This window comes from Mucilaginibacter aquariorum (assembly GCF_024498135.1).
In the GTDB taxonomy this organism is placed as follows: Bacteria; Bacteroidota; Bacteroidia; order Sphingobacteriales; family Sphingobacteriaceae; genus Mucilaginibacter; species Mucilaginibacter aquariorum.
In genome coordinates this window covers 378,038-401,197 of sequence record NZ_JANHOH010000002.1, presented here as the reverse complement: position 1 = coordinate 401,197, position 23,160 = coordinate 378,038, and the positions used below count along the sequence as shown (strand labels likewise).

At 42.0% G+C, this 23,160-nt stretch carries 23 protein-coding genes; 12 read left to right on the top strand and 11 right to left on the bottom strand.

Features of this window, described 5'->3' with window-relative positions:
- Window positions 1–12: 12 nt before the first annotated feature.
- Window positions 13–516 carry a glutathione peroxidase gene (locus NPE20_RS12780; RefSeq protein WP_256539050.1) on the bottom strand — a complete coding sequence of 168 codons (504 nt, stop codon included), beginning with the start codon at window positions 514–516 and terminating at the stop codon, window positions 13–15.
- Window positions 517–1,134 (bottom strand): DUF4294 domain-containing protein, encoded by a 618-nt coding sequence (locus NPE20_RS12775; RefSeq protein ID WP_256539049.1) that lies wholly within the window; start codon window positions 1,132–1,134, stop codon window positions 517–519.
- A gap of 108 nt (window positions 1,135–1,242) precedes the next feature.
- Here NPE20_RS12775 and NPE20_RS12770 point away from each other — a divergent pair, with 108 nt between their 5' ends.
- The 4 genes from NPE20_RS12770 to NPE20_RS12755 all read left to right on the top strand — a co-directional run bounded on the left by NPE20_RS12770 (window position 1,243) and on the right by NPE20_RS12755 (window position 6,812).
- A complete protein-coding gene (locus tag NPE20_RS12770) occupies window positions 1,243–3,465 on the top strand; it encodes a RelA/SpoT family protein (RefSeq protein ID WP_256539048.1) in 2,223 nt (740 codons plus the stop codon).
- Between the two features lie 127 nt (window positions 3,466–3,592).
- Window positions 3,593–4,063, top strand: coding sequence for a Fur family transcriptional regulator (locus NPE20_RS12765; protein WP_256539047.1), 471 nt, complete (start codon window positions 3,593–3,595; stop codon window positions 4,061–4,063).
- A gap of 48 nt (window positions 4,064–4,111) precedes the next feature.
- On the top strand, window positions 4,112–5,389 hold the full coding sequence (locus NPE20_RS12760; protein ID WP_256539046.1) for an adenylosuccinate synthase: 1,278 nt from the start codon (window positions 4,112–4,114) through the stop codon (window positions 5,387–5,389).
- A gap of 145 nt (window positions 5,390–5,534) precedes the next feature.
- A complete protein-coding gene (locus NPE20_RS12755) occupies window positions 5,535–6,812 on the top strand; it encodes an anthranilate synthase component I family protein (RefSeq protein WP_256539045.1) in 1,278 nt (425 codons plus the stop codon).
- A 240-nt stretch (window positions 6,813–7,052) separates the two neighbouring features.
- On the opposite strand, the gene NPE20_RS12750 is transcribed toward NPE20_RS12755, so the two are convergent.
- The 5 genes from NPE20_RS12750 to NPE20_RS12730 form a co-directional block, all read right to left on the bottom strand.
- Window positions 7,053–7,802, bottom strand: coding sequence for a YqjF family protein (locus NPE20_RS12750; protein ID WP_256539044.1), 750 nt, complete (start codon window positions 7,800–7,802; stop codon window positions 7,053–7,055).
- A 185-nt stretch (window positions 7,803–7,987) separates the two neighbouring features.
- Window positions 7,988–8,791, bottom strand: coding sequence for a M48 family metallopeptidase (locus NPE20_RS12745; RefSeq protein WP_256539043.1), 804 nt, complete (start codon window positions 8,789–8,791; stop codon window positions 7,988–7,990).
- A gap of 6 nt (window positions 8,792–8,797) precedes the next feature.
- Complete coding sequence (gene plsY / locus NPE20_RS12740; RefSeq protein ID WP_256539042.1) at window positions 8,798–9,445, bottom strand: glycerol-3-phosphate 1-O-acyltransferase PlsY; 648 nt, start codon at window positions 9,443–9,445, stop codon at window positions 8,798–8,800.
- Between the two features lie 47 nt (window positions 9,446–9,492).
- Entirely contained in the window at window positions 9,493–10,341 is an 849-nt protein-coding gene (nadC, locus tag NPE20_RS12735) for a carboxylating nicotinate-nucleotide diphosphorylase (protein ID WP_256539041.1), read from the bottom strand.
- 42 nt (window positions 10,342–10,383) lie between these two features.
- A complete protein-coding gene (locus NPE20_RS12730) occupies window positions 10,384–10,782 on the bottom strand; it encodes a DUF4783 domain-containing protein (RefSeq protein ID WP_256539040.1) in 399 nt (132 codons plus the stop codon).
- A 92-nt stretch (window positions 10,783–10,874) separates the two neighbouring features.
- Here NPE20_RS12730 and gpmI point away from each other — a divergent pair, with 92 nt between their 5' ends.
- Both gpmI and NPE20_RS12720 read left to right on the top strand, forming a co-directional pair.
- Window positions 10,875–12,398 carry a 2,3-bisphosphoglycerate-independent phosphoglycerate mutase gene (gene gpmI, locus NPE20_RS12725; RefSeq protein ID WP_256539039.1) on the top strand — a complete coding sequence of 508 codons (1,524 nt, stop codon included), beginning with the start codon at window positions 10,875–10,877 and terminating at the stop codon, window positions 12,396–12,398.
- Entirely contained in the window at window positions 12,385–12,939 is a 555-nt protein-coding gene (locus NPE20_RS12720) for a hypothetical protein (protein ID WP_256539038.1), read from the top strand. The genes gpmI and NPE20_RS12720 overlap by 14 nt, the downstream gene beginning before the upstream one ends.
- On the opposite strand, the gene NPE20_RS12715 is transcribed toward NPE20_RS12720, so the two are convergent.
- Window positions 12,940–13,569, bottom strand: a complete 630-nt coding sequence (locus NPE20_RS12715; RefSeq protein WP_256539037.1) for a tetratricopeptide repeat protein — start codon at window positions 13,567–13,569, stop codon at window positions 12,940–12,942. It lies immediately after the preceding gene.
- Between the two features lie 454 nt (window positions 13,570–14,023).
- On the opposite strand from NPE20_RS12715, the gene lon reads away from it, so the two are divergent.
- The 3 genes from lon (at window position 14,024) to NPE20_RS12700 (ending at window position 18,203) form a co-directional block, all read left to right on the top strand.
- Window positions 14,024–16,501 (top strand): endopeptidase La, encoded by a 2,478-nt coding sequence (gene lon, locus NPE20_RS12710; protein ID WP_435529209.1) that lies wholly within the window; start codon window positions 14,024–14,026, stop codon window positions 16,499–16,501.
- A gap of 87 nt (window positions 16,502–16,588) precedes the next feature.
- Window positions 16,589–17,551 (top strand): lipid A deacylase LpxR family protein, encoded by a 963-nt coding sequence (locus tag NPE20_RS12705; RefSeq protein ID WP_256539035.1) that lies wholly within the window; start codon window positions 16,589–16,591, stop codon window positions 17,549–17,551.
- 10 nt (window positions 17,552–17,561) lie between these two features.
- On the top strand, window positions 17,562–18,203 hold the full coding sequence (locus tag NPE20_RS12700; RefSeq protein ID WP_256539034.1) for a hypothetical protein: 642 nt from the start codon (window positions 17,562–17,564) through the stop codon (window positions 18,201–18,203).
- Window positions 18,204–18,209: 6 nt separating this feature from the next.
- Here the strand turns inward: NPE20_RS12700 and arfB are convergent, their stop codons facing one another.
- A complete protein-coding gene (gene arfB / locus NPE20_RS12695) occupies window positions 18,210–18,623 on the bottom strand; it encodes an alternative ribosome rescue aminoacyl-tRNA hydrolase ArfB (protein ID WP_256539033.1) in 414 nt (137 codons plus the stop codon).
- Between the two features lie 114 nt (window positions 18,624–18,737).
- Here arfB and cmk point away from each other — a divergent pair, with 114 nt between their 5' ends.
- Together cmk and NPE20_RS12685 are read left to right on the top strand one after the other, a co-directional pair.
- Window positions 18,738–19,412, top strand: coding sequence for a (d)CMP kinase (gene cmk / locus NPE20_RS12690; protein WP_256539032.1), 675 nt, complete (start codon window positions 18,738–18,740; stop codon window positions 19,410–19,412).
- 103 nt (window positions 19,413–19,515) lie between these two features.
- On the top strand, window positions 19,516–19,914 hold the full coding sequence (locus NPE20_RS12685; RefSeq protein ID WP_256539031.1) for a hypothetical protein: 399 nt from the start codon (window positions 19,516–19,518) through the stop codon (window positions 19,912–19,914).
- 186 nt (window positions 19,915–20,100) lie between these two features.
- Here the strand turns inward: NPE20_RS12685 and NPE20_RS12680 are convergent, their stop codons facing one another.
- Window positions 20,101–20,556, bottom strand: a complete 456-nt coding sequence (locus NPE20_RS12680) for a deoxycytidylate deaminase (RefSeq protein WP_256539030.1) — start codon at window positions 20,554–20,556, stop codon at window positions 20,101–20,103.
- Between the two features lie 74 nt (window positions 20,557–20,630).
- A complete protein-coding gene (locus tag NPE20_RS12675; RefSeq protein ID WP_256539029.1) occupies window positions 20,631–22,241 on the bottom strand; it encodes an MFS transporter in 1,611 nt (536 codons plus the stop codon).
- A 187-nt stretch (window positions 22,242–22,428) separates the two neighbouring features.
- Between NPE20_RS12675 and NPE20_RS12670 the strand changes: the two genes are divergently transcribed.
- A complete protein-coding gene (locus tag NPE20_RS12670) occupies window positions 22,429–23,085 on the top strand; it encodes a LysE family translocator (protein WP_256539028.1) in 657 nt (218 codons plus the stop codon).
- Window positions 23,086–23,160 lie beyond the last annotated feature (75 nt).

Here is a 23,160-nt window from a genome sequence, read left to right as displayed (position 1 = left end):
AAAAAAGAAGTGTTATTTAGCTACAGCAGCCAACAAGCGCTGTATCCTTTTCCTTATCTTGGAAGATGTGGGTTTGGTGAATGGATAAAAGAAATCGACAACGTTGCCGTTCCTGTCTACAAGGTATTTATGAAAATTCCACCGGGGTTTTGAGTTAAGATTGCCATTCTCTTTCTTATCAGCCAAAAACTTAAAAAGCGGGTCGGCATACGGGCCTCTTACCCTTATCTTTTCAAAAATGGGAAAGTTGTTGCCGTAGTTGCTGCAGAAGGCAGCTATATCATTACCTTCAAGGGGTTCTTGCCCACCAAAGTCATTTGAAGGGAAAGCAAGTATCTCAAAGTCTTTATCAGCGAATTCTTTTTTAAGATCAGCAAGCTCCTTCAGTTGCGGGGTAAAGCCACATTGCGAAGCAATATTTACAATAAGCAGTACTTTGTTGCTGTAATCGGCCATGTTAATATGGTCGCCATCCAGTTTTTCAACTGTGAAACGATAAATGCTGTTATTATCCATTTAATTAAAACTGGAAACATAACCAGCTTCATGCAAAATAGTTTCAATATCACGTTGCTCGGAAGCGTCGTAAGTTTCTTTTAAATTATGCCCAAATAAACGGGCCACTGATTGAAACAGGAATGCGTTAAAGCCCCCCTTTAACTCTTTGGCTAAAGCAAAGCTGGTGGCGCCGGTTTCGCGGCTAACCAATTTGATCAATATCTCGCCCTGACTAATTGTCAGATTTTTTATGTCTTTATTAAACAAGGTTTTTATTTCGCTTTCGCAGGCCTTCATTAATTCTTTTTGCTTCTTTTTATCGCCTGTAAGCGCAAGCTCGCGTTGTAATTGGCGGTACCTTTGTCCCGCAAAACGCGCGTAAGGCAATACTTTCATCACATTATACCTTAAACGCAGGTAATCTAACCTGTCTTTCTCGCTTGCAAAAATGCGCGTATCAACAATGCGTACTTCGGGCGCTACAATCCAGGGCACCAATTCGCCATCAAGCTTAGTCATATAAACCTTAATGGTATCATTTTTGCCAAGTATTACGGGCGGCGCGGGTTTCTCGTCCTGGGCTTTTAAGCTACCAAGCGCGCAACAAAACATCAACAGAGAAACAATAAATTTCATATTTTTACTTGATACAAAATTAACGCATTTTATTTTGTTATTTTATAATTACCGCAATAATAAATATTGTTGCTGGTTTATATAATAGTATAGAACATACGCTGATACATGAAAGATTTAGTGATTGACCTGGAAGCCGAGAAAAAAGAGATCTTAAAAAGATACCGGGCATTGCTGCGCGCAAGTAAATCTACCCTGCAAAAGGGTGATAAGCGCATGATACGCAAGGCGTTTGAAATGGCTTTAGAAAGCCATAAGGATATGCGCCGTAAAAGCGGTGAGCCCTATATATACCACCCTATTGCCGTTGCGCAGATAGCTGCCGAAGAGATTGGTTTGGGTACTACATCTATTGTATGTGCTTTATTGCATGACGTTGTTGAGGATACCGATGTTACCCTGGAAGATATTGAGCTGGAGTTTGGCAAAAAGGTTGCCAAAATAATTGATGGCCTAACCAAAATATCGGGCGTGTTTGATACCAACAGCTCCTTACAGGCCGAAAACTTCCGTAAAATGCTGCTTACCCTTGCCGATGATGTAAGGGTTATATTGATAAAACTTGCCGACAGGCTGCACAACATGCGTACGATGGAGTTTATGCCGCGCGATAAGCAGCTTAAGCTATCATCAGAAACCGTGTACCTGTATGCCCCCCTCGCCCACCGCCTGGGTTTGTACGCTATCAAATCTGAGTTGGAAGACCTGTCCATGAAATACATGGAACGCGAAACCTATCAGTTCATTAAAAATAAGCTTAACGAGAAAAAGGCAGAACGTGAAAAATTTATCCGTGATTTTATTGAACCGGTAAATAAAGTACTGGAAAGTCAGGATGTACACGGCGAACTGTTTGGCCGCCCAAAATCCATCCACTCCATTTGGAACAAGATGAAAAAGAAGGCCATTCCTTTTGAGGAAGTATATGACCTTTTTGCCATCAGGATTGTATTGGATAGCACTCCCGAGAATGAAAAAGCCGATTGCTGGAAGGCATATTCTATCGTAACAGACCTTTACCGACCCAACCCAGACAGATTGCGCGATTGGATATCATCGCCGAAGGCAAACGGTTACGAATCGCTGCATACCACGGTTATGGGCCCGCGTGGCCAATGGGTTGAGGTGCAGATACGTACCAAACGCATGAACGAAATAGCTGAGAAAGGTTTTGCGGCACATTGGAAATACAAAGAATCATCTACCGATAGCGGCCTGGACCAATGGGTACAGAAAGTTAGGGATATGCTGAAAAACCCTGATTCGAACGCCTTAGACTTCCTGGACGATTTTAAGATGAATTTATTCAGCGATGAGATCTTCATTTTCACCCCCAAAGGTGCGTTGATTCAATTACCGCTAAATGCTACCGCGTTAGATTTTGCTTTTGAGATACATACCGATGTAGGTGCAAGCTGTATAGGCGCCAAGGTTAACCATAAACTGGTACCGCTTAGTTACAAACTGCAAAACGGCGACCAGGTAGAGATCATCACCTCAAGTAAACAAAGCCCGAAAGAGGATTGGCTGAATTTTGTAGTAACTGCCAAGGCAAAAGCCAAGATAAAATCGGCTCTTAAAGAAGAAAGACGCAAGATTGCTGATGACGGTAAGGAGATCCTGGAGCGTAAAATGAAATCGTTAAAGATCACTTACAACTCCGAGAATATACATAAGCTGAGCTATTACTTTAAATTAACATCTACGCAGGACCTTTTTTACAATGTGGCCAAAGGCCTTATTGATATGAAGGACCTGAAAGAGTACCAGGCATCTGAAAAAGTAATTGAAAATAAGCCGCAGGATAAAATTGAGGCCGAGCAACTACAAAGCCTTGTACGTAATATTAAAACCAAGGATAGCGATGTATTACTATTTGGTGAAGACCTGCAAAAGATAGATTACAAGCTGGCCAATTGCTGTAACCCCATACCCGGCGATGATGTGTTTGGCTTTGTAACCGTGAGCGACGGTATAAAGATCCATCGTACCAACTGCCCTAATGCCGCCAAACTAATGGCCAATTATGGCTATCGGATTGTGAAAGCCAAGTGGACCAAACAACTGGAGCTGGCCTTCCTTACCGGCTTGCGTATTACTGGTATTGATGATGTAGGTTTGATAAATAAATTAACCACCGTTATATCAAACGATTTTAAGGTGAACATACGTTCTATTACAGTAGATAGTGATAACGGTATTTTTGAAGGCTCGATAATGGTTTACGTGAACGACACCGAGCATTTAGATAATCTGATCAAAAAATTGAACCAGGTAAAAGGGATTACATCCGTTATCAGGTTTGATTCGGTGGTAGAAAAAGCATCTTAATGCTGATAAGTAGTTGAGTGGTTTGATGCTTTGAGTGGTTTTGACTTATTAACATATTCAACGCAAACAACTAACATTAACACAATCAACTAAAAAAATAATACCTTTGCCATGTTAATTTAACATTATGCCTGTACAGGAAACCATTGCGTTGGTAAAAAAGATTTTTGAGGCCTACCTCGAAAACAAAAGCCTCCGGAAAACACCCGAGCGCTTTGCCATACTCGAAGAAATTTACTCGAGAAGCGATCATTTTGATGTGGAATCTTTATATATCCACATGAAAAATAAGAAATACCGCGTAAGCCGTGCCACGGTTTACAATACTTTAGAATTGCTGGTATCATGCGATCTGGTAACCAAACACCAGTTTGGCAAGAACATGGCACAGTTCGAAAAATCATACGGCTACAAACAGCACGATCACATTATTTGTATTGATTGCGGCAAGGTGGTTGAGTTCTGCGACCCTCGTATACAGCAGATCCAGAGTATGATGGGCGATCTTTTAAAATTCGAAATCAAGCACCACTCTTTAAACCTGTATGGTAATTGCACCAAACTTCGCGAAGGTTATTGCGACAGGAGAGTTCAGTAGTGCCCAAAAAAATCATTTAAAACTTATTTCAGATAAAGATATCATTTAATGGCTGTTGATGTATTATTAGGCCTCCAGTGGGGCGACGAAGGTAAAGGTAAAATTGTTGATGTGCTTAGCGCAGGTTATGACCTGATAGCCCGTTTCCAGGGCGGCCCAAATGCCGGTCACACTTTAGAGTTTGAAGGCAAAAAGTTTGTTTTGAATACCATCCCTTCGGGAATATTTTTTGATAACACCATGAACCTGATCGGTAACGGCGTTGTTATTGACCCTATCACCTTGAAAAAGGAGCTTGATAAGCTTAAAGATGCAGGTCATGATCTTTTGGCTAAAAAGAATTTGATGATAGCTAAAAAGGCGCACCTAATTCTTCCTACCCACCAACTGCTTGATGCCGCTTCTGAAAAGAAAATGGGCGATGGCAAAATTGGTTCAACATTAAAAGGTATCGGCCCAACTTATATGGATAAAACCGGCCGTAACGGTTTACGTATTGGTGATATTACCCTGCCCGATTTTAAAGACCGCTACCAAAAACTGGTTGACAAGCATACTTCTATGTTACAGGCCATGTATGGCGAAGTAGCTGATTTTAGCGAACGCGAAGCTGCATTTTTTGAAGCGATCGAGTACATTAAACAATTCCCACTGGTTGATTCTGAACATTTGGTTAACCAATATATTAAGGATGGTAAAAAGGTATTAGCCGAAGGTGCACAAGGCGCCATGCTGGATATCGACTTTGGTTCGTACCCGTTTGTTACTTCATCAAATACTACAGCTGCAGGCGCATGTACCGGTTTAGGTATTGCCCCAAGCAAAATTGGCGATGTAATAGGTATTTTTAAAGCTTATTGTACCCGTGTTGGTGGCGGCCCCTTCCCTACCGAGTTAAACGATGAAATGGGCGAAGAGCTACGCCGCATAGGCCACGAGTTTGGCGCTACCACAGGCAGGCCACGCCGTACCGGCTGGATCGATCTCCCCGCCTTAAAATATGCTATTATGCTAAATGGTGTTACCCAACTGGTAATGACAAAGGCCGATGTGCTTAGCGGTTTTGATAAGATCTATGCGTGTACCCACTACAACTACTTAGGCGAACAGATAGATTATATGCCTTACGATATTTGCTCGGTTGACGCCCACCCTGTTTTGAAAGAAATTGATGGCTGGAACGAAGACCTTACAGGTATTACCGAACTGAACGAGATCCCTGCAAAACTGCAAGCATACATCGAATACCTGGAAGCCGAATTACAAGTACCCGTAAAATGGTTATCTGTTGGACCAGACAGGAAACAGACTTTGGTATTGCACTAAATAGCGCTTGGCGGTGGGGACACCGCCAATAGGATTAATATAAAATATCCCCGGTTTCGGTGTCCTCACCGAAACTTAAACGTATAACATTCAAAAGGCCTCGATTAATCGGGGCCTTTTATATTTTCTTAGCTATTTTTGCAGTGTGATTATTGAAATATCCGACGTAGCTGTATTTAAACAAAAGGCGCTCGCATGGGCTGCTCAATTCGACACCCTATGTTACCTCGACAGCAATAGTTTTAACGACCCCTACAGCAAGTTTGACACTATAATAGCCGTTGGTGCCAAGGCAGAGATAATGGCCAGTGCTGGCAATGCTTACGCGCAGCTATCGGCTTTCAGGAGTGCTAACCCCGGCTGGATAACGGGTTTTTTTGGATACGACCTGAAAAACGAAACGGAAAACCTTCAATCTAACAACCCCGATCAACTTGATTTCCCCGACCTTTACTTTTTCGCGCCTGAAACACTTATCAGCATAAATGGAAATGAGGTTGAGATAATAGGTGAAAATGAAGAGGAAATATGGGAGACCATAGAGAGACTCGAACTCTCTCATGACAAACAACAGCATGCTATTAACCTGGAACCGCGTTTTAGCAAGCCCGAATATATAGAAAGCGTAGAAAAAATTCAACAACACATCATCCGCGGGGATATCTATGTGACCAACTTTTGCCAGGAGTTTTATGCGGACGACGCGGTAATTGACCCGCTGTCTATCTTTTCAAATTTAAACAATGTTTCCCCCACCCCCTTCTCTACCTTTTTTAAATGGAGGGGTAACTATATTATGTGTGCTTCGCCCGAGCGTTTTTTGGCGAAACGAGGCAGTAAACTGATCTCTCAACCCATCAAAGGTACAGCAAGGCGCGATGCTGATGAGGCTATTGATAAAACCATTATTGAGGAACTCCGTAATCACCCAAAAGAACTACAGGAAAACGTAATGATTGTAGACCTGGTGAGGAATGACCTAACACATTCCGCTAAACCCGGCACAGTTAAAACCGAAGAGCTTTACAGTATACAAAGCTTTAAACAAGTACATCAAATGGTATCTACAGTGGTATGCGAGTTGCGCGATGATGTATCTGCAGTAGAGGCGGTAAAAAACACCTTCCCGATGGGCAGCATGACCGGGGCACCTAAAATTAGCGCCATGCAGCTCATGGAACAATATGAACGGAGCAAACGCGGAGTATACTCAGGAGCAGTAGGTTATTTTAGCCCCGATGATGATTTTGATTTTAACGTGGTGATACGCACCCTGCTATACAATTCCACCAAAAAGTATTTATCATTCCATGTAGGCAGCGCTATCACCTACCACGCCAATGCTGAACAGGAGTACGAGGAATGTTTATTGAAAGCAAAAGCCATCCTGGAAGTATTGGGGGGTAACAAAAAAATAGTTTAGTTTATTCCCATCAACGTGTCATGGTGAGCTTGTCGAACCATTTGCCGATATGCAAAACGTTCAGGTCTTCGACAGGCTCAGACTGACAAATTCGACAAGCTCGGACTGACAAACCACCAAGTTTATTCCCGTCAATATGTCATGGTGAGCTTGTCGAACCATTTGCCGACTTTGCAAAGCGTTCAGGTCTTCGACAGGCTCAGACTGACAAATTCGACAGGCTCAGACTGACAAAACCACCTACCCCGGTAATACCGGATCCAACAGCAGCTTATCCGCAATCCTAACGGCAATCTCAGAGCCATTTGCCCAAAAGGCAGAGAATGGTTTTACACTTAAATAAGGTACAAAGGCGTCGCCGTATAATTCTTTTATATCTGCCTCAAAAACAAAATCTTTAACCCCGGCTATTTGCCAGGCAATATGCTCTACCTCGTATTGCATAGTTTTATAATCGGTTAAGCGGTTGTATCCCCAGTAATGGTCAAATATAAATTCTTCGGAGCTGCCGGCTTCTATTGGGGTAAGACTATTACGAACTGTAGCGCCTAATTTATTCCAAACACCCTTAAGTTTCCATTCATATAAAAACCGGGTATGGTTAGCACCCTCTTTGGTTACTGAATGCCGCATAGGTAACGAACGGTAATGTTCTTTATACAGATTATTAGCAATAAGTACGATCATGCTTTTGGGCACTATCTCGCTTATAAATACCGCGCCGCGTTTCCATTGTTTACCATCAAAATGGCGCACATAAAAGCGCAGGTTTACCTCTTCAAAATTTACGTGGAATGGCCATTTAATGCCCAGCACGTGTGTATCCTTAAACATAAAGCCAACCATGCTAACCAACGCCTTGCCTTGCCAAAGGTCTATCTCTGTAGCAGCGGGCAGGTAAGGTTTTAGTATCTCGGGATCAACTTCGTAATTAAGCATTACCAGGTTGCGCCATTGAGCGGTTAAAAAGCGCGATTTAGATGTAGCCATGGGTGTAAAACTATGAATTATAAGGTTTGTTTTTCTCTAATATAAGGTACTAACAATTGTCAGTCTGAGCTTGTCGAAGACTTAGCAAAGCAACAAATGGTTCGACAGGCTCACCATGACAATCTGATTAAACAAAAAAGCCATCAGGAATAATCCCAATGGCCTTAACTATATCTTTAATATTCTTATTTCCCTTTATAGTATTTCATTGCCTCGGGTATCAGCTTTTGAATATTGGCTATACGGGTAGCATCAGATGGGTGGGTACTTAAAAATTCTGGTGGGGCGCCCTGGCTTTGTGCAGACATGCGTTGCCAAAAGCTAACAGCCTGGCGTGGGTCATATCCGGCCATGGCCATAAAAGTTAAACCCAATCTATCGGCTTCATTCTCTTTATCCCTTGAATATTTTAATGTTGCCAGTTGGCCGCCTACACCGTAAAGTGTGCCTATAATAGCCTGTGTTGTTTGCGATTTGTTGCCTGTAGCAGCACCAACTGCTGCACCGCCGGCCTGTACAGCCATTTGCTGCGAAAGTGCTTCGGCAGAGTGGTGAGCAATAGCGTGGCCAATTTCGTGCCCCATAACAGTGGCTAAACCGGCATCAGTTTGTGTAACAGGCAGTATACCGCTGTAAACCGCTACTTTACCACCCGGCATACACCAGGCGTTTATCTCTTTACTTTGTATCAGGTTAAATTCCCATTGATAATTATACTGATCGCCGTAGCCGTTAGTTTTTAAATAACTATCTATCGCAATAGCAAGCTGGTTGCCTATCCGTTTAACACGCTGGGCATCGGTACCGCTATTAATAACTTTTGTGCTGGGGTCTGATAACAACTGGCGATAACTTTGTGCCGCCGCAGGGTTTATCTGGTCATCACTTACTAAGCTTAATTGTGAACGGCCGGTTAATGGCACGGTGGAACATGCGTAAATAGCGACGGCGATTACGGCCAGCGCCAGCATAGGTCTAATTCTTTTCATGGCAAGTCAGGTAGTTTTCTTTTTAAATAAATTCACTTTTGACTCTTTACCTTTTAATAATCGTTCTATGTTTTTTTGATGCGTAACCAGTATCAGTATGCAAATACACATTCCATATATTATGACCGATTTAATATACACCGGAAATATAAATGTTACACCGATGGGATATGTAAAACCTGCCATTATGGATGCTAATGATACATACCTGGTTATTAGCAGCGTTACAATAAATACCAATACGCAAAGTAAAGAAGCTGGTAAGTTTATAGCCAATATCATTCCAAAAAGCGTGGCAATACCCTTCCCCCCTCTAAAACCTGCAAAAACCGGGAACAAGTGCCCCATAACTGCGGCTATGCCAAGTGCCAGTTCGTAATTAGTAAATGCTATGGAATGATAGGCCCCTGTAGTGGTAACCCCTATAACATAGGCCAGGTTGGTGGCTGTCCATCCTTTTAAAATATCGAGCAGCATTACCGGGATACCAGCTTTTTTGCCCAGCACCCTAAAAGTATTAGTAGCACCGGCGTTACCGCTGCCATACTCCCGTACGTCTATATTATAAAATGCCTGCCCTATCCATACTGCAGTAGGAATTGATCCAAATAGGTAAGCCAGAATAAGCGCTGAAATCGAGTAGATTGATAGCATCTGTCTGCAATATTATTAAATTGATGTTATACTACCGCAATATATCATTATAATTTTACTGCTTTTAAACTGAGGTCTAAACTTTTCACTGAATGTGTAAGCGCGCCTACCGATACGTAATCTACACCGCAATTAGCATAATCACGTATATTATCAATAGTTATGCCACCAGATGCTTCCGTAATATAGCGGCCTTCTATCATATTCACGGCCTGTTTCAGATCAGCATAATTAAAATTATCTATTAATATACGGTTAACATTGCCGGTTTGCAATACCTGCTCCAACTCATCAAGGTTTCTTACTTCAATTTCAATTGCCAGTTTTTTTCCTGTTTCGTTGAGATAACGGTTGGCATTTTCAATTGCCTGGCGTATCCCACCCGAATAATCAACATGATTATCCTTTATCAGGATCATATCATACAAACCGAAACGATGGTTAACGCCGCCGCCAATACGTACAGCCCATTTTTCGAGGTAGCGCATTCCGGGTGTGGTTTTGCGCGTATCTAAAACTTTGGTATTAGTGCCTTGTAAAAGGTCTACTATTTGGTTGGTATTGGTAGCTATGCCGCTCATGCGCTGCATACAATTTAACACCAAACGCTCGGCCTTTAAAATACTTTGTGCATCGCCCTCTACTTCAAACGCGATATCTTTGGGCTTAACCTCGGCGCCATCGTTCAAAAAAATATTCAGCTTAAGGTTAGGGTCAACTTCGCGAAATATCTCTGCCGCCAGCTCAACGCCTGCCAATATGCCGGTATCTTTAACTAATAACTTTGCTTTTCCTTGTGTTCCTGCTTCAATAGTTGATAGTGATGTATGGTCGCCATCGCCAACATCCTCACTTAAGGCATTTACTATAAACTGGTGTATAATTTCTTTGTTCAAACCTTTGCTTTTTTGAGTTTCAAAAGTAAGAACAATTGATGATTAATTAGGTTTTTCAGTTTCTATTCGCAACTCAATGATTGCCATTACTTTATTAACTTCTTTAAGGGTATATGATACCCGGAACTTGCCCTTATCGGTAGTTAAAATAAGCACGCCAAAGTTATAATTGGGGTTGGAGTTTATTCGATGAAGCAGTTTTACAGTATGGGGTTTGTTTTCTTTAAAAAACTTATCCAGTATCATTTCCGACTGCGCCTTTGAGTATACATTGGTTTCATCTAAAATGCTAATGTCCACGCTGGTTGCAAAAAATTTGGCAATCTCGTGCGCGTTACCCTGTTTAATAAGTTCCGAAATTTTTTCAATAGTATCCGCGGTTGCTACCATAGGCAGCAAAAATAAAAGGGTAAGTAGCGGCATGAGTCTTAGTTTCATCATATATATGACCAATAAACTAAAAAATTGTTGCACCTTAAAAAATAAAAGGTGTTTAAACTACAATCTTTAAACGTTGCTTTTATATTTGCATTGTGGAAAACAGAAAAAAAGTTGCTTTAATTATACTGGACGGCTGGGGTTACGGCCGTAATGACAAATCAAACGCTATAGTAGCGGCAAACACGCCATTCTTCGATTCGATGATAGCGCAGTATCCAAACTCGAAGCTTGAAGCTTCGGGCATTGCTGTAGGCTTACCCGAAGGACAAATGGGAAACTCTGAAGTTGGGCACATGAATTTAGGTGCCGGCCGTGTGGTTTACCAGGAACTGGGCCGTATAAATAAAGCCGTTATTGATAACGAGTTTGTGCAGAACGAAGCCCTGGTTGAGGCTTTTGATTATGCTAAGGCAAATAATAAGGATGTGCATTTTATTGGCTTGGTAAGCGATGGTGGTGTGCACGCGCATATTAACCACTTAAAAGGTTTAGTAGATGCTACAACATCGTTAGGATTGCAGAAGGTGTTTATTCATGCGTTTTTAGATGGCCGCGATACCGATCCTAATTCGGGTATAAATTTCATAACCGAACTGGAAGACCATATAGCCCCTACCCCTGTAAAATTAGCTTCGGCTATTGGCCGGTATTATGCTATGGATAGAGATAATCGCTGGGAGCGCGTTAAAAAAGCTTACGACCTAATGGTTAATGGCGAAGGTGAGGCTTCCCAGGATATCATCGCTTCCATAAAAAAATCATACGACGAAGGTGTTACCGATGAATTTATTTTACCGGTGGTACGCGTAGATAGTTATGGTAAACCAGTTGCCGTTATTAAAGAAGGCGATGTGGTTATCTGCTTTAATTTCCGTACAGATAGAGGCCGCGAGATCTCACTTGCACTTACGCAAAAGTCATTCCCCGAGTATAATATGCACCCGCTTAATGTGCATTATGTTACTATGACATCGTACGATGAAACTTTTAAAAATGTTAAGGTGGTTTTCCGTAAGGACGACCTCACCAAAACCTTGGGTGAAGTTTTAGAAGGCGCCAACAAAAACCAGATTCGTATTGCCGAAACAGAGAAATATCCACACGTAACGTTCTTCTTCTCTGGCGGCCGCGAAACCGCGTTTAATAACGAGAAGCGCTTATTAGTACCATCGCCAAAGGTTGCTACATATGATTTGCAGCCCGAAATGAGTGCCGAAGGCATCCGCGATGCCATCATCCCCGAGCTGGAAAGTGGCTGGCCCGATTTTGTATGCCTAAACTTTGCAAATACCGATATGGTTGGCCATACAGGTGTATTTAGCGCGGTGATGAAAGCTGCCGAAACAGCCGATGCCTGCACAAAAGCGGTGGTTGAAACCGGTTTAAGAAATGGCTACTCGTTCATCATTATTGCCGATCATGGCAATGCCGATTATATGATAAACGAAGATGGTTCGCCAAATACAGCGCATACCACTAACCTGGTGCCTTGTATTATTATTGACAGCGATGTTAAGCACGTAAAAGACGGCAAGCTGGGTGATATTGCACCAACCGTATTACAAATGTTAGGTGTGCCCATCCCCGAAGAAATGACCGGTAATGTATTGGTATAAATCCACCAAAAAATTTATTATTTATACAAGCGTGCTGCTGCTTTTATGCGGTAGCTACGCCTGTAATAAACCCGAAATTAAAGAAACCGGCGCCGAGCTAAAGTATTTTGACATAAAAGAATATTTTGCCAAAGAAGCGCTTCGCCTTACCACGCAAAATCCGCTGGTTGATAAAACCGTAGCCCACAACGGCGCTGCCGAAAATAAAAAGCTTAAGATTACCAGCTGGACCAAGGAATTAAATCTGTTTACGGAAAGCGACATTAATAAACCCGCATGGAAGTTAAGCTACAATGTACAGGCTAATGATGATAGCGTGGTTTACAAAGCCAAATACCCTGAGCTTAAAACACGCGAAATAGTTATCCGAAAAAAAGCAGGGCAGGTTACAGCCGTAGCTATTGTGAACAACACCCACAATATCCTTTACAACACTACCGAAAAACTTGTTTATGCGCCAGGCGCGTACTATTCAATCGAAAAAACACAAAAGGTGAAAATAATGGGCGCTAATAACTACCGCATTAAAGGAGTTTTTTAATTAATGGTGCCCTGTGGCAGTCGCCAGTTTTTCTTTGGATATCTCAATAAGTGAAGAAATATCAGATCTTCCCGGATTATCGTTCAGCACCTTCTCCAGATCAGCAATTGATGCTTTTAAGGAATTGATACCACGCGCCTTGTCATAAGTGCCCGGGCTTTTTTGTTGTAGCTTAAATATACCGTACTCGCGGTAGGCTATACCACGGGTCTGGAAGCACTTCCCATGATCGTTAGGGTCAATAGCAATGGCTTTGGTCAGATCGAAAATTGCTCCCAGCAAATGTTTTTCACGTTCTGCGGGCGATAGATATGTATCCTTACCTAAATAGCCTTTAGCGCGTGCGCGATAATAATAAGCTGAAGCATCAACCGGGTTTATGAAAATAACTTTTGTGTAGGCAGCAATTGATTTACGATAGTTTTCGCTGTGATAATAAGAATAGCCTAACATCCAGTAAGCGTTGGCGTTAGTAGAATCTACCAGACAGGCTTTTTCCAACTGCTTTACGGCGGCTTTAAAATTCCCATCCATAAATGCCTGCTGCCCTAACTTAACATAGGCATTTTGTGCCGATGAAGTTTCGAACGAGGTAAGTATGAAAATAGAAATTATAGCCGATAGCCTCATAAAGTATCTAAGTGAGTATACCCATTAACAATACATTAACTACCAATGCACGTAATTATTATACAATAGCTGCAATTTGTTAATAATTTTAGTAATGTATACAACATATTTAAATAAAAGGCCAAGGTAAAAATTATTCCCCAAGGTGCTGATCTCAATCGCTGACATGATATCTTTAGACCTCCGCAGAAAAAAACATCCGCCCTGCATGACTTTTTTTCCACTTTCTTCCAATTTGTTTAAAAATTGACTAAATTTATTTCACACTCACAACCTACAATAAATCAATTATTTACAAACGTGTAACATTTACCGGGGCTAATTAAACTATATTGGCATAGCTCTTGAAACTGTATATTTGATTATATAACTAATGGTAATTAGCCCGTATTTGTATGGCCGGAGTTTCCGTACCTGCCAATATGACGTTATTAGCATACATAATAGGTGATTGATGAGTTTTGATCCATTCGATTTTAAGAATACCATGCCTTCCATTAATGAGGATTCCGAGTTTTTCCCACTGATGTCATCAGAGGACGAAGAGGAAATGAATAATGAGCAGGTACCCGATATTATTTCTATACTTCCGCTACGTAATACCGTGTTGTTTCCCGGTGTTGTTATCCCTATCACAGTTGGCCGCGATAAATCTATAAAGCTGATACGCGATGCCAACAAAGGCAGCCGCCTTATTGGTGTGGTTGCCCAACAGGATGTAAGCATTGAAGACCCAACCTTTAACCAATTGAATAAGGTTGGTACTATTGCCCTTATCATAAAAATGCTGCAAATGCCCGATGGTAACACTACCGTGATACTACAGGGTAAAAAGCGTTTTCTTTTAAAAGAAGAAGTACAAAGCGAGCCCTATATTAAGGCCACTATTGACCCTTTTAAAGAGGTAAAGGCAAAAGAGGATAAAGAATTTAAAGCCATGGTATCGTCTGTTAAAGACATGGCCATGAACATTATACAGCTATCGCCAAATATACCTAGCGAAGCCGGCATCGCTATCCGTAACATAGAGAGCACATCATTCCTTATCAACTTCATATCATCAAATATGAATGCTGATATGGCAGATAAGCAGGCATTACTGCAAACGGCCAGCCTGCGCGACAGGATAAACATGGTACTGGAGCATTTAACGCTCGACCTGCAAATGCTGGAGCTAAAAAACCAGATCCAAACCAAAGTACGTGTTGACCTGGATAAGCAACAGCGTGATTACTTTTTGAATCAGCAGTTAAAAACTATCCAGGAGGAGCTTGGCGGTACATCACCAGATCTGGAGATTGAGAACCTGCGCCAGCGTGCACTTAAGAAAAAATGGGACAAAGAAGTTAAAAGCCATTTTGCAAAAGAGCTTGAAAAACTTACCCGCACCAACCCTGCCGCGGCTGATTACTCGGTGCAGATAAATTATCTTGAACTATTGCTGGACTTGCCCTGGAACGAGTTTACTAAAGATAACTTCGACCTTAAGCGTGCCCAAAAAGTTTTAGATAAAGACCACTTTGGTTTAGATAAAGTTAAGCAGCGCATTATAGAATATTTGGCCGTGCTAAAATTAAAGCACAACATGAAAGCCCCTATCCTTTGCCTGGTTGGCCCTCCGGGTGTTGGTAAAACATCACTTGGAAAATCAATTGCTAAGGCATTGGGGCGCAAATATGTGCGTATGGCGCTTGGCGGTGTGCGCGATGAAGCCGAGATCCGCGGTCACCGTAAAACTTATATTGGCGCTATGCCGGGCCGCATTATACAGTCAGTGAAAAAGGCAGGAGCGGCAAACCCGGTATTTATTTTGGATGAGATAGATAAGGTAAGCACCGATTTCCGTGGCGATCCTTCATCGGCCTTGTTAGAAGTGCTTGACCCTGAACAGAACAGCACTTTTTATGATAACTACGTTGAAATGGATTTTGATCTGTCAAACGTAATGTTCATCGCGACAGCAAACTCCCTGAGCACCATACAGCCGGCACTGCTGGACAGGATGGAGATCATTGAAGTAAATGGTTATACTATCGAGGAAAAAGTTGAGATAGCCAAAAGGCACCTGCTTCCAAAACAACGCGAAGCTCATGGCCTTACTGCCAAAGATGTTGTGATAAAAAGCGATGTTGTAGAAAAATTGATTGAAGATTACACCCGCGAATCCGGCGTGCGTGCTTTGGAAAAAAGGATAGGCTCGGTTATACGTGGTGTAGCCAAAAACATTGCCATGGAAGAGCCTTACAACACTTTAGTAAGCAAAAAAGAAGTTGAGAAGATACTTGGCGCACCGTTTTACGATAAAGACCTTTACGAAGGTAACGATACCGCTGGTGTAGTAACCGGCCTTGCATGGACATCTGTTGGCGGCGATATATTATTTATTGAAGCCAGTTTAAGTCCGGGTAATGGTAAAATGACCCTTACCGGCAGCCTGGGCGATGTAATGAAAGAATCGGTAACTATCGCGTTGGCATATTTACGTGCTCATGCAGGTTATTTTAATATCAGCCCAAAACTTTTTGAGCAATGGGATATACATGTGCACGTACCAGCTGGCGCTACCCCTAAAGATGGCCCATCGGCAGGTGTTACCATGCTTACCGCGTTGGTATCGGCATTTACCCAGCGCAAAATAAAACCACATTTGGCCATGACCGGAGAAATAACCCTTCGCGGGCGTGTGTTGCCGGTAGGTGGTATAAAAGAGAAGATCCTTGCAGCCAAACGGGCCAATATCAAGGAGATCATCCTTTGCAAATCAAATCAGAAAGATATCCTGGAGATCAAGGAAGATTACATTACCGACCTTAAATTCCATTACGTTACTGATATGCGCGAGGTCATAAACCTCGCTTTATTGAACGAATTGGTAACCGAGCCGCTTGATTTAACAGTTAAGGAAAGAGAAGTAAAGCCGGCGCTGAACTAATAACCGGGATACATATTAAATAAATAAAATACAAAAGCAGGGAAATTCTCCCTGCTTTTTTTACATTAGCTCACCTTTAATTCGCAAATGAAGAATAAACTTTTCCTGTTAGCTATATGCCTGTTTGCAGGTATCAGTTCATATGCGCAAAACCGCAGTACCGAAATTGGCTTTCAATCAGATAATGATTCTTTCCTGGGGCAAGGATCTGACCGTTATTACACTAATGGTTTTTTCCTGCATTATCGCCACGCGGTTGATATGACCAAATTGAAAAATGATGTTGCCAACGCCGTGTTCGGGCTCGAACTAGGGCAAAAGATATATAATGCGCAATCGGGACGCTTACCATCGGCAGATTTTGTGGACAGGCCTTTTGCCGGATATTTATATTTAGGTGCATCTGCAAACGTTTTATATAAAAATGAAACCACACTTAAATTAAGTGCCAAGGTTGGTGTTGTGGGGCCTGCAGCCGGCGGGTATCCTATTCAAAGATTCATTCATAACACATTTGGTTTTTATAAGCTTAATAGCTGGCAGTACCAGATCCGTAACGATGTGGAGCTTAACCTGAGTGGCGAGGTTAATAAATTACTTGCCCGGGGCTCATGGGTCGACCTAACCCTTGCAAGTAACCTTAATTTGGGTACCGGCTTTACCAACGCGGCTATTGGGCCAATGATACGTTTGGGTAATTTTAACCAGTTGTTTCAGTCTGTAAGTACACAAAGTACGGTAAGCAGGAATGCAAACCCTGGTTTACTGCATAAAAACGAATTTTTCTTTTACTACAAACCCCAGTTGAACGGCGTATTATATGACGCTACTGTACAGGGAAGTTTATTTAAAGACCACCCGGTTGCCGGTACACAAGAAATAGTTGGCGATATTAACCACTTTGTATTTAGCAACCAGTTAGGTGTGGCGCTCACCACCAGTCGTTTTGTGTTTGATGTTGGCGCGGTTATCAATACCCGCGAAGTTAAGCAGATGGTTAAAAGTACCCATCAATGGGGATCATTGACCGTGCTGTACCGCTTTAACTAATAAACTTTACGTGAAACAATCTGTTGTTGTTATCCTGCTGTTAAGCGTATTATTTTCGTGCAAACAAAAGCCCCAAAACGCGGGGCAAGCCGTTAATACTACAGTTATAGATACTTCAGCAAAACAGGATACAGCATCATTAAGAAAACTCCTCGAAAAGTCGCAAAAGTCGGCTGCCGAAATTGATGAAGTACTATTTAATGAGGATACTTTGAAAATAGTAACCGGCATAACTCACCTTTATTATCCTTTTGGCAAACACAGCGATATAAAAGACATTGAGAAATCTATTCTGAACAGCACTGTAAAAAACATTCATTTAATAAATTTCCAAACACAAGACAGTACAGCAATTACTCAAATTACTACACCTCAAAGTGTTGTAAAATTCTTTTATGACGATGAACAGCTTCGCCAGGAAATTGTATCTGCCAATATCCGCGATAGCAACTTTCATTTCCTCAATAATATTCGGATTGGGATGTCGAAAAACGAGTTATTGAAAATACTGTTTAATAAACCTCCTGCAGTTACAGTAAATACTATTAAGCTTATTTCTGCTTTGGATGGCATCAAGCATTACTACATATTTAAGGGCAATAGGTTAATAGAAATAAAGATGGTAACTGATTATACCTTTATAGGTAAATAAAGCCTCTCAACTAATATCAAAATTCCTTTTACGATCAGCTTTCTTTGCTGATTGCATTTTTTTATTCCCTAGCCTTGCCAGTTTTGCTGCCTTGCTTATCTTTGAAGGTTTACGCACTTTAGGCTTGTGCAGGGCATTGGTTAGCAATACAAATAATCGTTCAAGCGCAATTTCCTTGTTAAGATACTGGCTTCGTTCTTCATCGCATATTACTTGTACAAGGCCATCCTTGTTGAAGCGGGTTTGCAATTTTTCATTCAACAAAAGTTTTTCCTCATCAGTAAAATGTGGTGAGTTATCTATAGAAAAAAGTAGTTCAACCTTTGTTGATACCTTGTTTACGTTTTGGCCCCCCTTTCCCCCGCTGCGCGATGTTTTGTAATAAATGTCTTTTTGCAGGTCGGCCTTATTTAAATTCATGGTCGCAAAGATAGTGAATGGTTGATTGGGTTAATTAGTGAGTAGTTAATTTTCAACTTAATCAACCACTCACTTAATTAACTACTCACCAAAAAACGTTAACTTCGCTCCCCGATGACCAACAATATTATAGTAGCAATTGACGGCTATTCATCATGTGGTAAAAGCACCCTGGCCAAGGCATTAGCCAAAAAGCTTCATTATATTTATGTTGATAGCGGCGCTATGTATCGTGCTGTTGCCCTTTATTTTTTAAGGAATAATATTAATACGCACGATCATGCTCAGATAGAGAGGGCGTTAAAAGATATCCATCTTAATTTTCACTCACGCGATTACGAAACCCATATTACCCTTAACGGCGAAGAAGTATCTGAAGAAATTCGCCAGATGCCCGTATCCGAAAAGGTGAGCGAGGTATCGGCCTTAAAAGAAGTACGCCGCGAAATGGTTAAACAGCAGCAGCGAATGGGACAATCAAAAAACATTGTAATGGACGGCCGCGATATAGGCACAACTGTATTCCCTAATGCTCCGTTAAAAATTTTCATGACAGCAGATCCGGCCGTGCGCGCCCAGCGCCGTTATGACGAGATCCACCCTAAAAACCCGGAGATCACCTTGGAAGAGGTATTTGAGAACATTGCCCACCGCGATTATCAAGACACCACCCGCGAGGAAAGCCCGCTTGTGCGTGCCACAGATGCCATTATATTGGATAATACCAACCTTACACCCGATGAGCAGTTGCAGTTCGCGCTGGATAAGGTAGAGAAGCTGAAAGTTTAGTTAAACAGAACGTCCTTGCGAGGTACGAAGCAATCTCTTTAGGATAGGTAGCAAACATGCTTAGTCACCAACCCGTTATGCCGGATTTATTTCGGCATTGCTAATGCTTAGTGTGCAACTATTAATTGGCCCGCTCGCCGCCGCGGAGGCTCCTTCTTTTCTCTTGATAGAAAAGAAGCAAAAGATCAAGTCGGCAAAAAGGCTTCTTTGCCGCACAGAGCCTTTGCCCTGCAAACCGGGCAGAACCACGGGCTGGAATCTTTTGCCCTACTGCGTTCGCTCTTTGCCCCCCGCTTCAGCAAAATTCCCTATGCCCCTGCCACGCACAAGGCCACCATCGTTCTGCCCGCTTTCGCCCGAAGCTGTTTTGCCGACACGGGAGAAAAAGGAATCTTATAAATCTACCCGTCACTTCTTTCAACTTGTCATCCTGAACGATAGTGAAGGATCTATTAGTGAACTTTGCATGTCGGCGATAGATGCTTCCCTATGTTCAGCATGACAAAAGGGGTATTTCAGCGTTAGGGATAGAAACGGATACCGGCCTTGAGCCTAATGCCTGTGCGCGTATGAGTGCATAGCCCGGGCCGAAGGCAACGCCCTAATTATTGCTCTAAAAGATTGCTTCGTACCTCGCAATAACGCGGATAATATCTTGTCTCTTGATTCTTGCCTCTTGACTCTAAATCTACACCCCTACCTTGACGGTGTGCACTCCAAACCTATTTAAAAAATCAACCCCCTCATCACTGGCTAAGCCTTTGTATTGGGCGTATGATTTATCAAAGTAAACGTGTTTGATCCCAGCCGAAAATATCAGCCTGGCACATGGCAGGCATGGCGATAGCGTGGTATATAATGTAGCGCCTTCCAAATTAGCCCCATTCTTCACCGCATAAAGTATAGCGTTCTCTTCGGCGTGCAAAGCAAGCGAGCAACTGCCTTTAGAATCACGGGCACAACCTGTTTCAGGCCACTCCTCATCGCAGTTGTGGGTACCTGCCGGCGGACCATTATAACCTATGGATATAATACGTGTATCCTTAGCTAAAACGGCGCCTACCTGGGCTTTAACGCAGTGCGAGCGTTTGGCCAGATCAGTTGCCAGGTTCATGAATATATTTTCGAAACTTGGTTTGTCCATATTAATTTGATACTAAAAGCAAGAGGTTAGTTGCTTGCGCCACTAACCTCTTATCAAAATATTTTCAGTTAAAATTAGTGACCTCCTGATGCTTCCATGTTGTCAACATCGATGCCTTGCTTTTTCAATTCAGATCCGGCTTTCCAGGCAAAAAATGCAAGATAAGCAAAGCCGATAACGGGAATAACGTATGAATTATGGATACCCGCTGTATCTGCAAGTATACCCTGCACCGGTGGAATAATAGAACCACCCAGGATCATCATAATCAAAAACGCCGACCCCTGGCTGGTATACTTACCTAGGCCTGTAACCGATAATGAGAAGATTGACGGCCACATAATAGAGCAGCATAAGCCACCGCTAATAAACGCGAAGATGGCTACCATACCGGTTGTTAGTAAACCGATGATCATAAATATTGCGCCCAGTATGCCGAATATAGCCAGTGTACGTACAGGTTTTTGGTTACCCACAAGGAAACCTATTACCAATACAGCAACACAACCTGCATATGGTAATAACGTGGTTACATCTGTACCGCCAATATGGTTAACAATCATAACAACAGCAAACGCAATAAACGGAACAATCACTGTAAGAATAAACTTAACGGTTTTTGTGAGTTGGAACGCTGCGATAGCGCCTGTCCAGCGGCCAATCATTAAGCTACCCCAATAAAGCGATATAAATGGTGCAATAGTATCTGGAGTGTAATTACCAAACGCAGGTGTTTCTAATAAAGCCCCCATGTTGCTTTGTATGGTGACCTCGGTACCTACGTAAGTAAATATAGCCAGCATACCCAATATTAACTGTGGGTATTGCATAGCGCCCCAACCCTCTTTATGCTTACTGCTTACAGATATGGTGGTAAACAAGGTTACCAGAATGATAGCTAACGAGGCATACACAAAGTACGATTTTGCAATACCTGTAGCGTCGGTAAGCGGCTGCGCGGCTAATATCAGCAGAAAGGCAATAAATATGATGCCCAACGGTCTGTTAGCCTTATTGCTGGCTTCAATTTTTTCGTCGCTGGTTACGCTTGGTAATTTTGACACCCAAAAGAATATTGCTACTGCAATAAACAACCCTGCGAGTATATAATAGAGGTTATTTACGGATGATATCTTAACATCGGCAGCAGGTATTTTAGCCGAGGCAGATCCAAACAGCACAAAGCCAACAATAATTGGACCCAAAATACTACCGAAGTTATTTACACCACCTGCAAAGTTTAAACGGTGTGTACCCGTTTGGGGACTGCCAAGCGCCACCACAAAAGGGTTAGCAGCGGTTTGCTGTAACGAGAAACCTAAGGCTATTACAAAGAAGGTGAACAGTATGAATGCGAACGAGCCTGAGTTGATAGCCGGTATCATGATCAAAGCGCCAACAGCTGATATGACCAAGCCGTAAATAATACCATTTTTATAGCCTATCTTATTCAGGATATCTACTTTAGTGGCTGCCGAAGCGAAATACAATATCAATGAACCAATGAAATAACCGCCGTAAAAGGTAAAGTCGATAAGCTGCGATTCGAACTGTGATAAATTAAAATGCGCTTTACAAAAAGGAATGAAAATACCATTAGAAGCTGCTAAAAAGCCCCAAAAGAAAAACACGGTAATGATGGTATATAAAGCCGAACCATTACTTTTTGAGTTGTCTTGTGCCATTGTTTAATTAAGGTTAATACTATTGGTTTGTTTAAAACACTAAACATAAATCAAATTTTATAATTATGGCTATAATTTTTGCAAAATATAAATCACAGCATTAAGTTTTGTTGTTTAACAGATAAAAGTTGCATATTAGTGTCCTAATTTTTTACCTGTAGAATAAAAGGATATATAAGCCTATATAATGATAGAAGCCATTATTTCGGGAATTGGATTTGGATTAGTGCTCACGTTTATAACAGGCCCGGTCTTTTTTGCTTTGATAAAAACCAGCATTGAAAAAGGTTTTCACGCTGGCTTATCACTTGCCCTTGGCGTAGTAACCAGCGACATGGTTTTCGTTGGCGCTATCCTATACGGTTCGCAATATTTTGATATATCGGCCAACGATAAAACCATAGCCGGTATAATAGGCAGCATTATATTATTTACCATAGGTATCTACTACATCTTCAAAAAAGCTGATGTTAACTACAAAAACGTTATCCCCAACAAAATAAATCACGCAGGCTACTTTTTTAAAGGCTTTGTGATGTGTATTTTCAACCCCACCGTACTATTGCATTGGACGGTTGTTATCGGTGTGGCCAGTACCCAGTTTCATGCAGGGGTGCACCATCGCACGGCAAAGATCGCGGTAATGTTCCTCACCATCCTAATTATACAGTTTGGGTTAGATGCCGTAAAAGCATTTTACGCCAACAAACTTCGCGAAAAAATATCCCCTAAATTTGTACACCGCCTTAACGAAGTTGCCGGTATAGCACTCATCATTGCATCGCTGGTATTAATTGACAGGCTGGTTACGCATTTTATCTTCTCGGCGCCGGCAGTTAGTTAAGTTGTGATCTTTAAGCAAGGAGACGCGAAGTATCGCGTCTCTACGAAAAATAATAATGTAGAGACGCGATACTTC

Coding starts and splice junctions, on each gene's coding strand:
- NPE20_RS12780 (WP_256539050.1), bottom strand. CDS start 516: ATGGATAATAACAGCATTTATCGTTTCACAGTTGAAAAACTGGATGGC.
- NPE20_RS12775 (WP_256539049.1), bottom strand. CDS start 1,134: ATGAAATTTATTGTTTCTCTGTTGATGTTTTGTTGCGCGCTTGGTAGC.
- NPE20_RS12770 (WP_256539048.1), top strand. CDS start 1,243: ATGAAAGATTTAGTGATTGACCTGGAAGCCGAGAAAAAAGAGATCTTA.
- NPE20_RS12765 (WP_256539047.1), top strand. CDS start 3,593: ATGCCTGTACAGGAAACCATTGCGTTGGTAAAAAAGATTTTTGAGGCC.
- NPE20_RS12760 (WP_256539046.1), top strand. CDS start 4,112: ATGGCTGTTGATGTATTATTAGGCCTCCAGTGGGGCGACGAAGGTAAA.
- NPE20_RS12750 (WP_256539044.1), bottom strand. CDS start 7,802: ATGGCTACATCTAAATCGCGCTTTTTAACCGCTCAATGGCGCAACCTG.
- NPE20_RS12745 (WP_256539043.1), bottom strand. CDS start 8,791: ATGAAAAGAATTAGACCTATGCTGGCGCTGGCCGTAATCGCCGTCGCT.
- plsY (WP_256539042.1), bottom strand. CDS start 9,445: ATGCTATCAATCTACTCGATTTCAGCGCTTATTCTGGCTTACCTATTT.
- NPE20_RS12730 (WP_256539040.1), bottom strand. CDS start 10,782: ATGATGAAACTAAGACTCATGCCGCTACTTACCCTTTTATTTTTGCTG.
- NPE20_RS12720 (WP_256539038.1), top strand. CDS start 12,385: ATGTATTGGTATAAATCCACCAAAAAATTTATTATTTATACAAGCGTG.
- NPE20_RS12715 (WP_256539037.1), bottom strand. CDS start 13,569: ATGAGGCTATCGGCTATAATTTCTATTTTCATACTTACCTCGTTCGAA.
- lon (WP_435529209.1), top strand. CDS start 14,024: ATGAGTTTTGATCCATTCGATTTTAAGAATACCATGCCTTCCATTAAT.
- NPE20_RS12705 (WP_256539035.1), top strand. CDS start 16,589: ATGAAGAATAAACTTTTCCTGTTAGCTATATGCCTGTTTGCAGGTATC.
- arfB (WP_256539033.1), bottom strand. CDS start 18,623: ATGAATTTAAATAAGGCCGACCTGCAAAAAGACATTTATTACAAAACA.
- cmk (WP_256539032.1), top strand. CDS start 18,738: ATGACCAACAATATTATAGTAGCAATTGACGGCTATTCATCATGTGGT.
- NPE20_RS12685 (WP_256539031.1), top strand. CDS start 19,516: ATGCTTAGTGTGCAACTATTAATTGGCCCGCTCGCCGCCGCGGAGGCT.
- NPE20_RS12680 (WP_256539030.1), bottom strand. CDS start 20,556: ATGGACAAACCAAGTTTCGAAAATATATTCATGAACCTGGCAACTGAT.
- NPE20_RS12675 (WP_256539029.1), bottom strand. CDS start 22,241: ATGGCACAAGACAACTCAAAAAGTAATGGTTCGGCTTTATATACCATC.
- NPE20_RS12670 (WP_256539028.1), top strand. CDS start 22,429: ATGATAGAAGCCATTATTTCGGGAATTGGATTTGGATTAGTGCTCACG.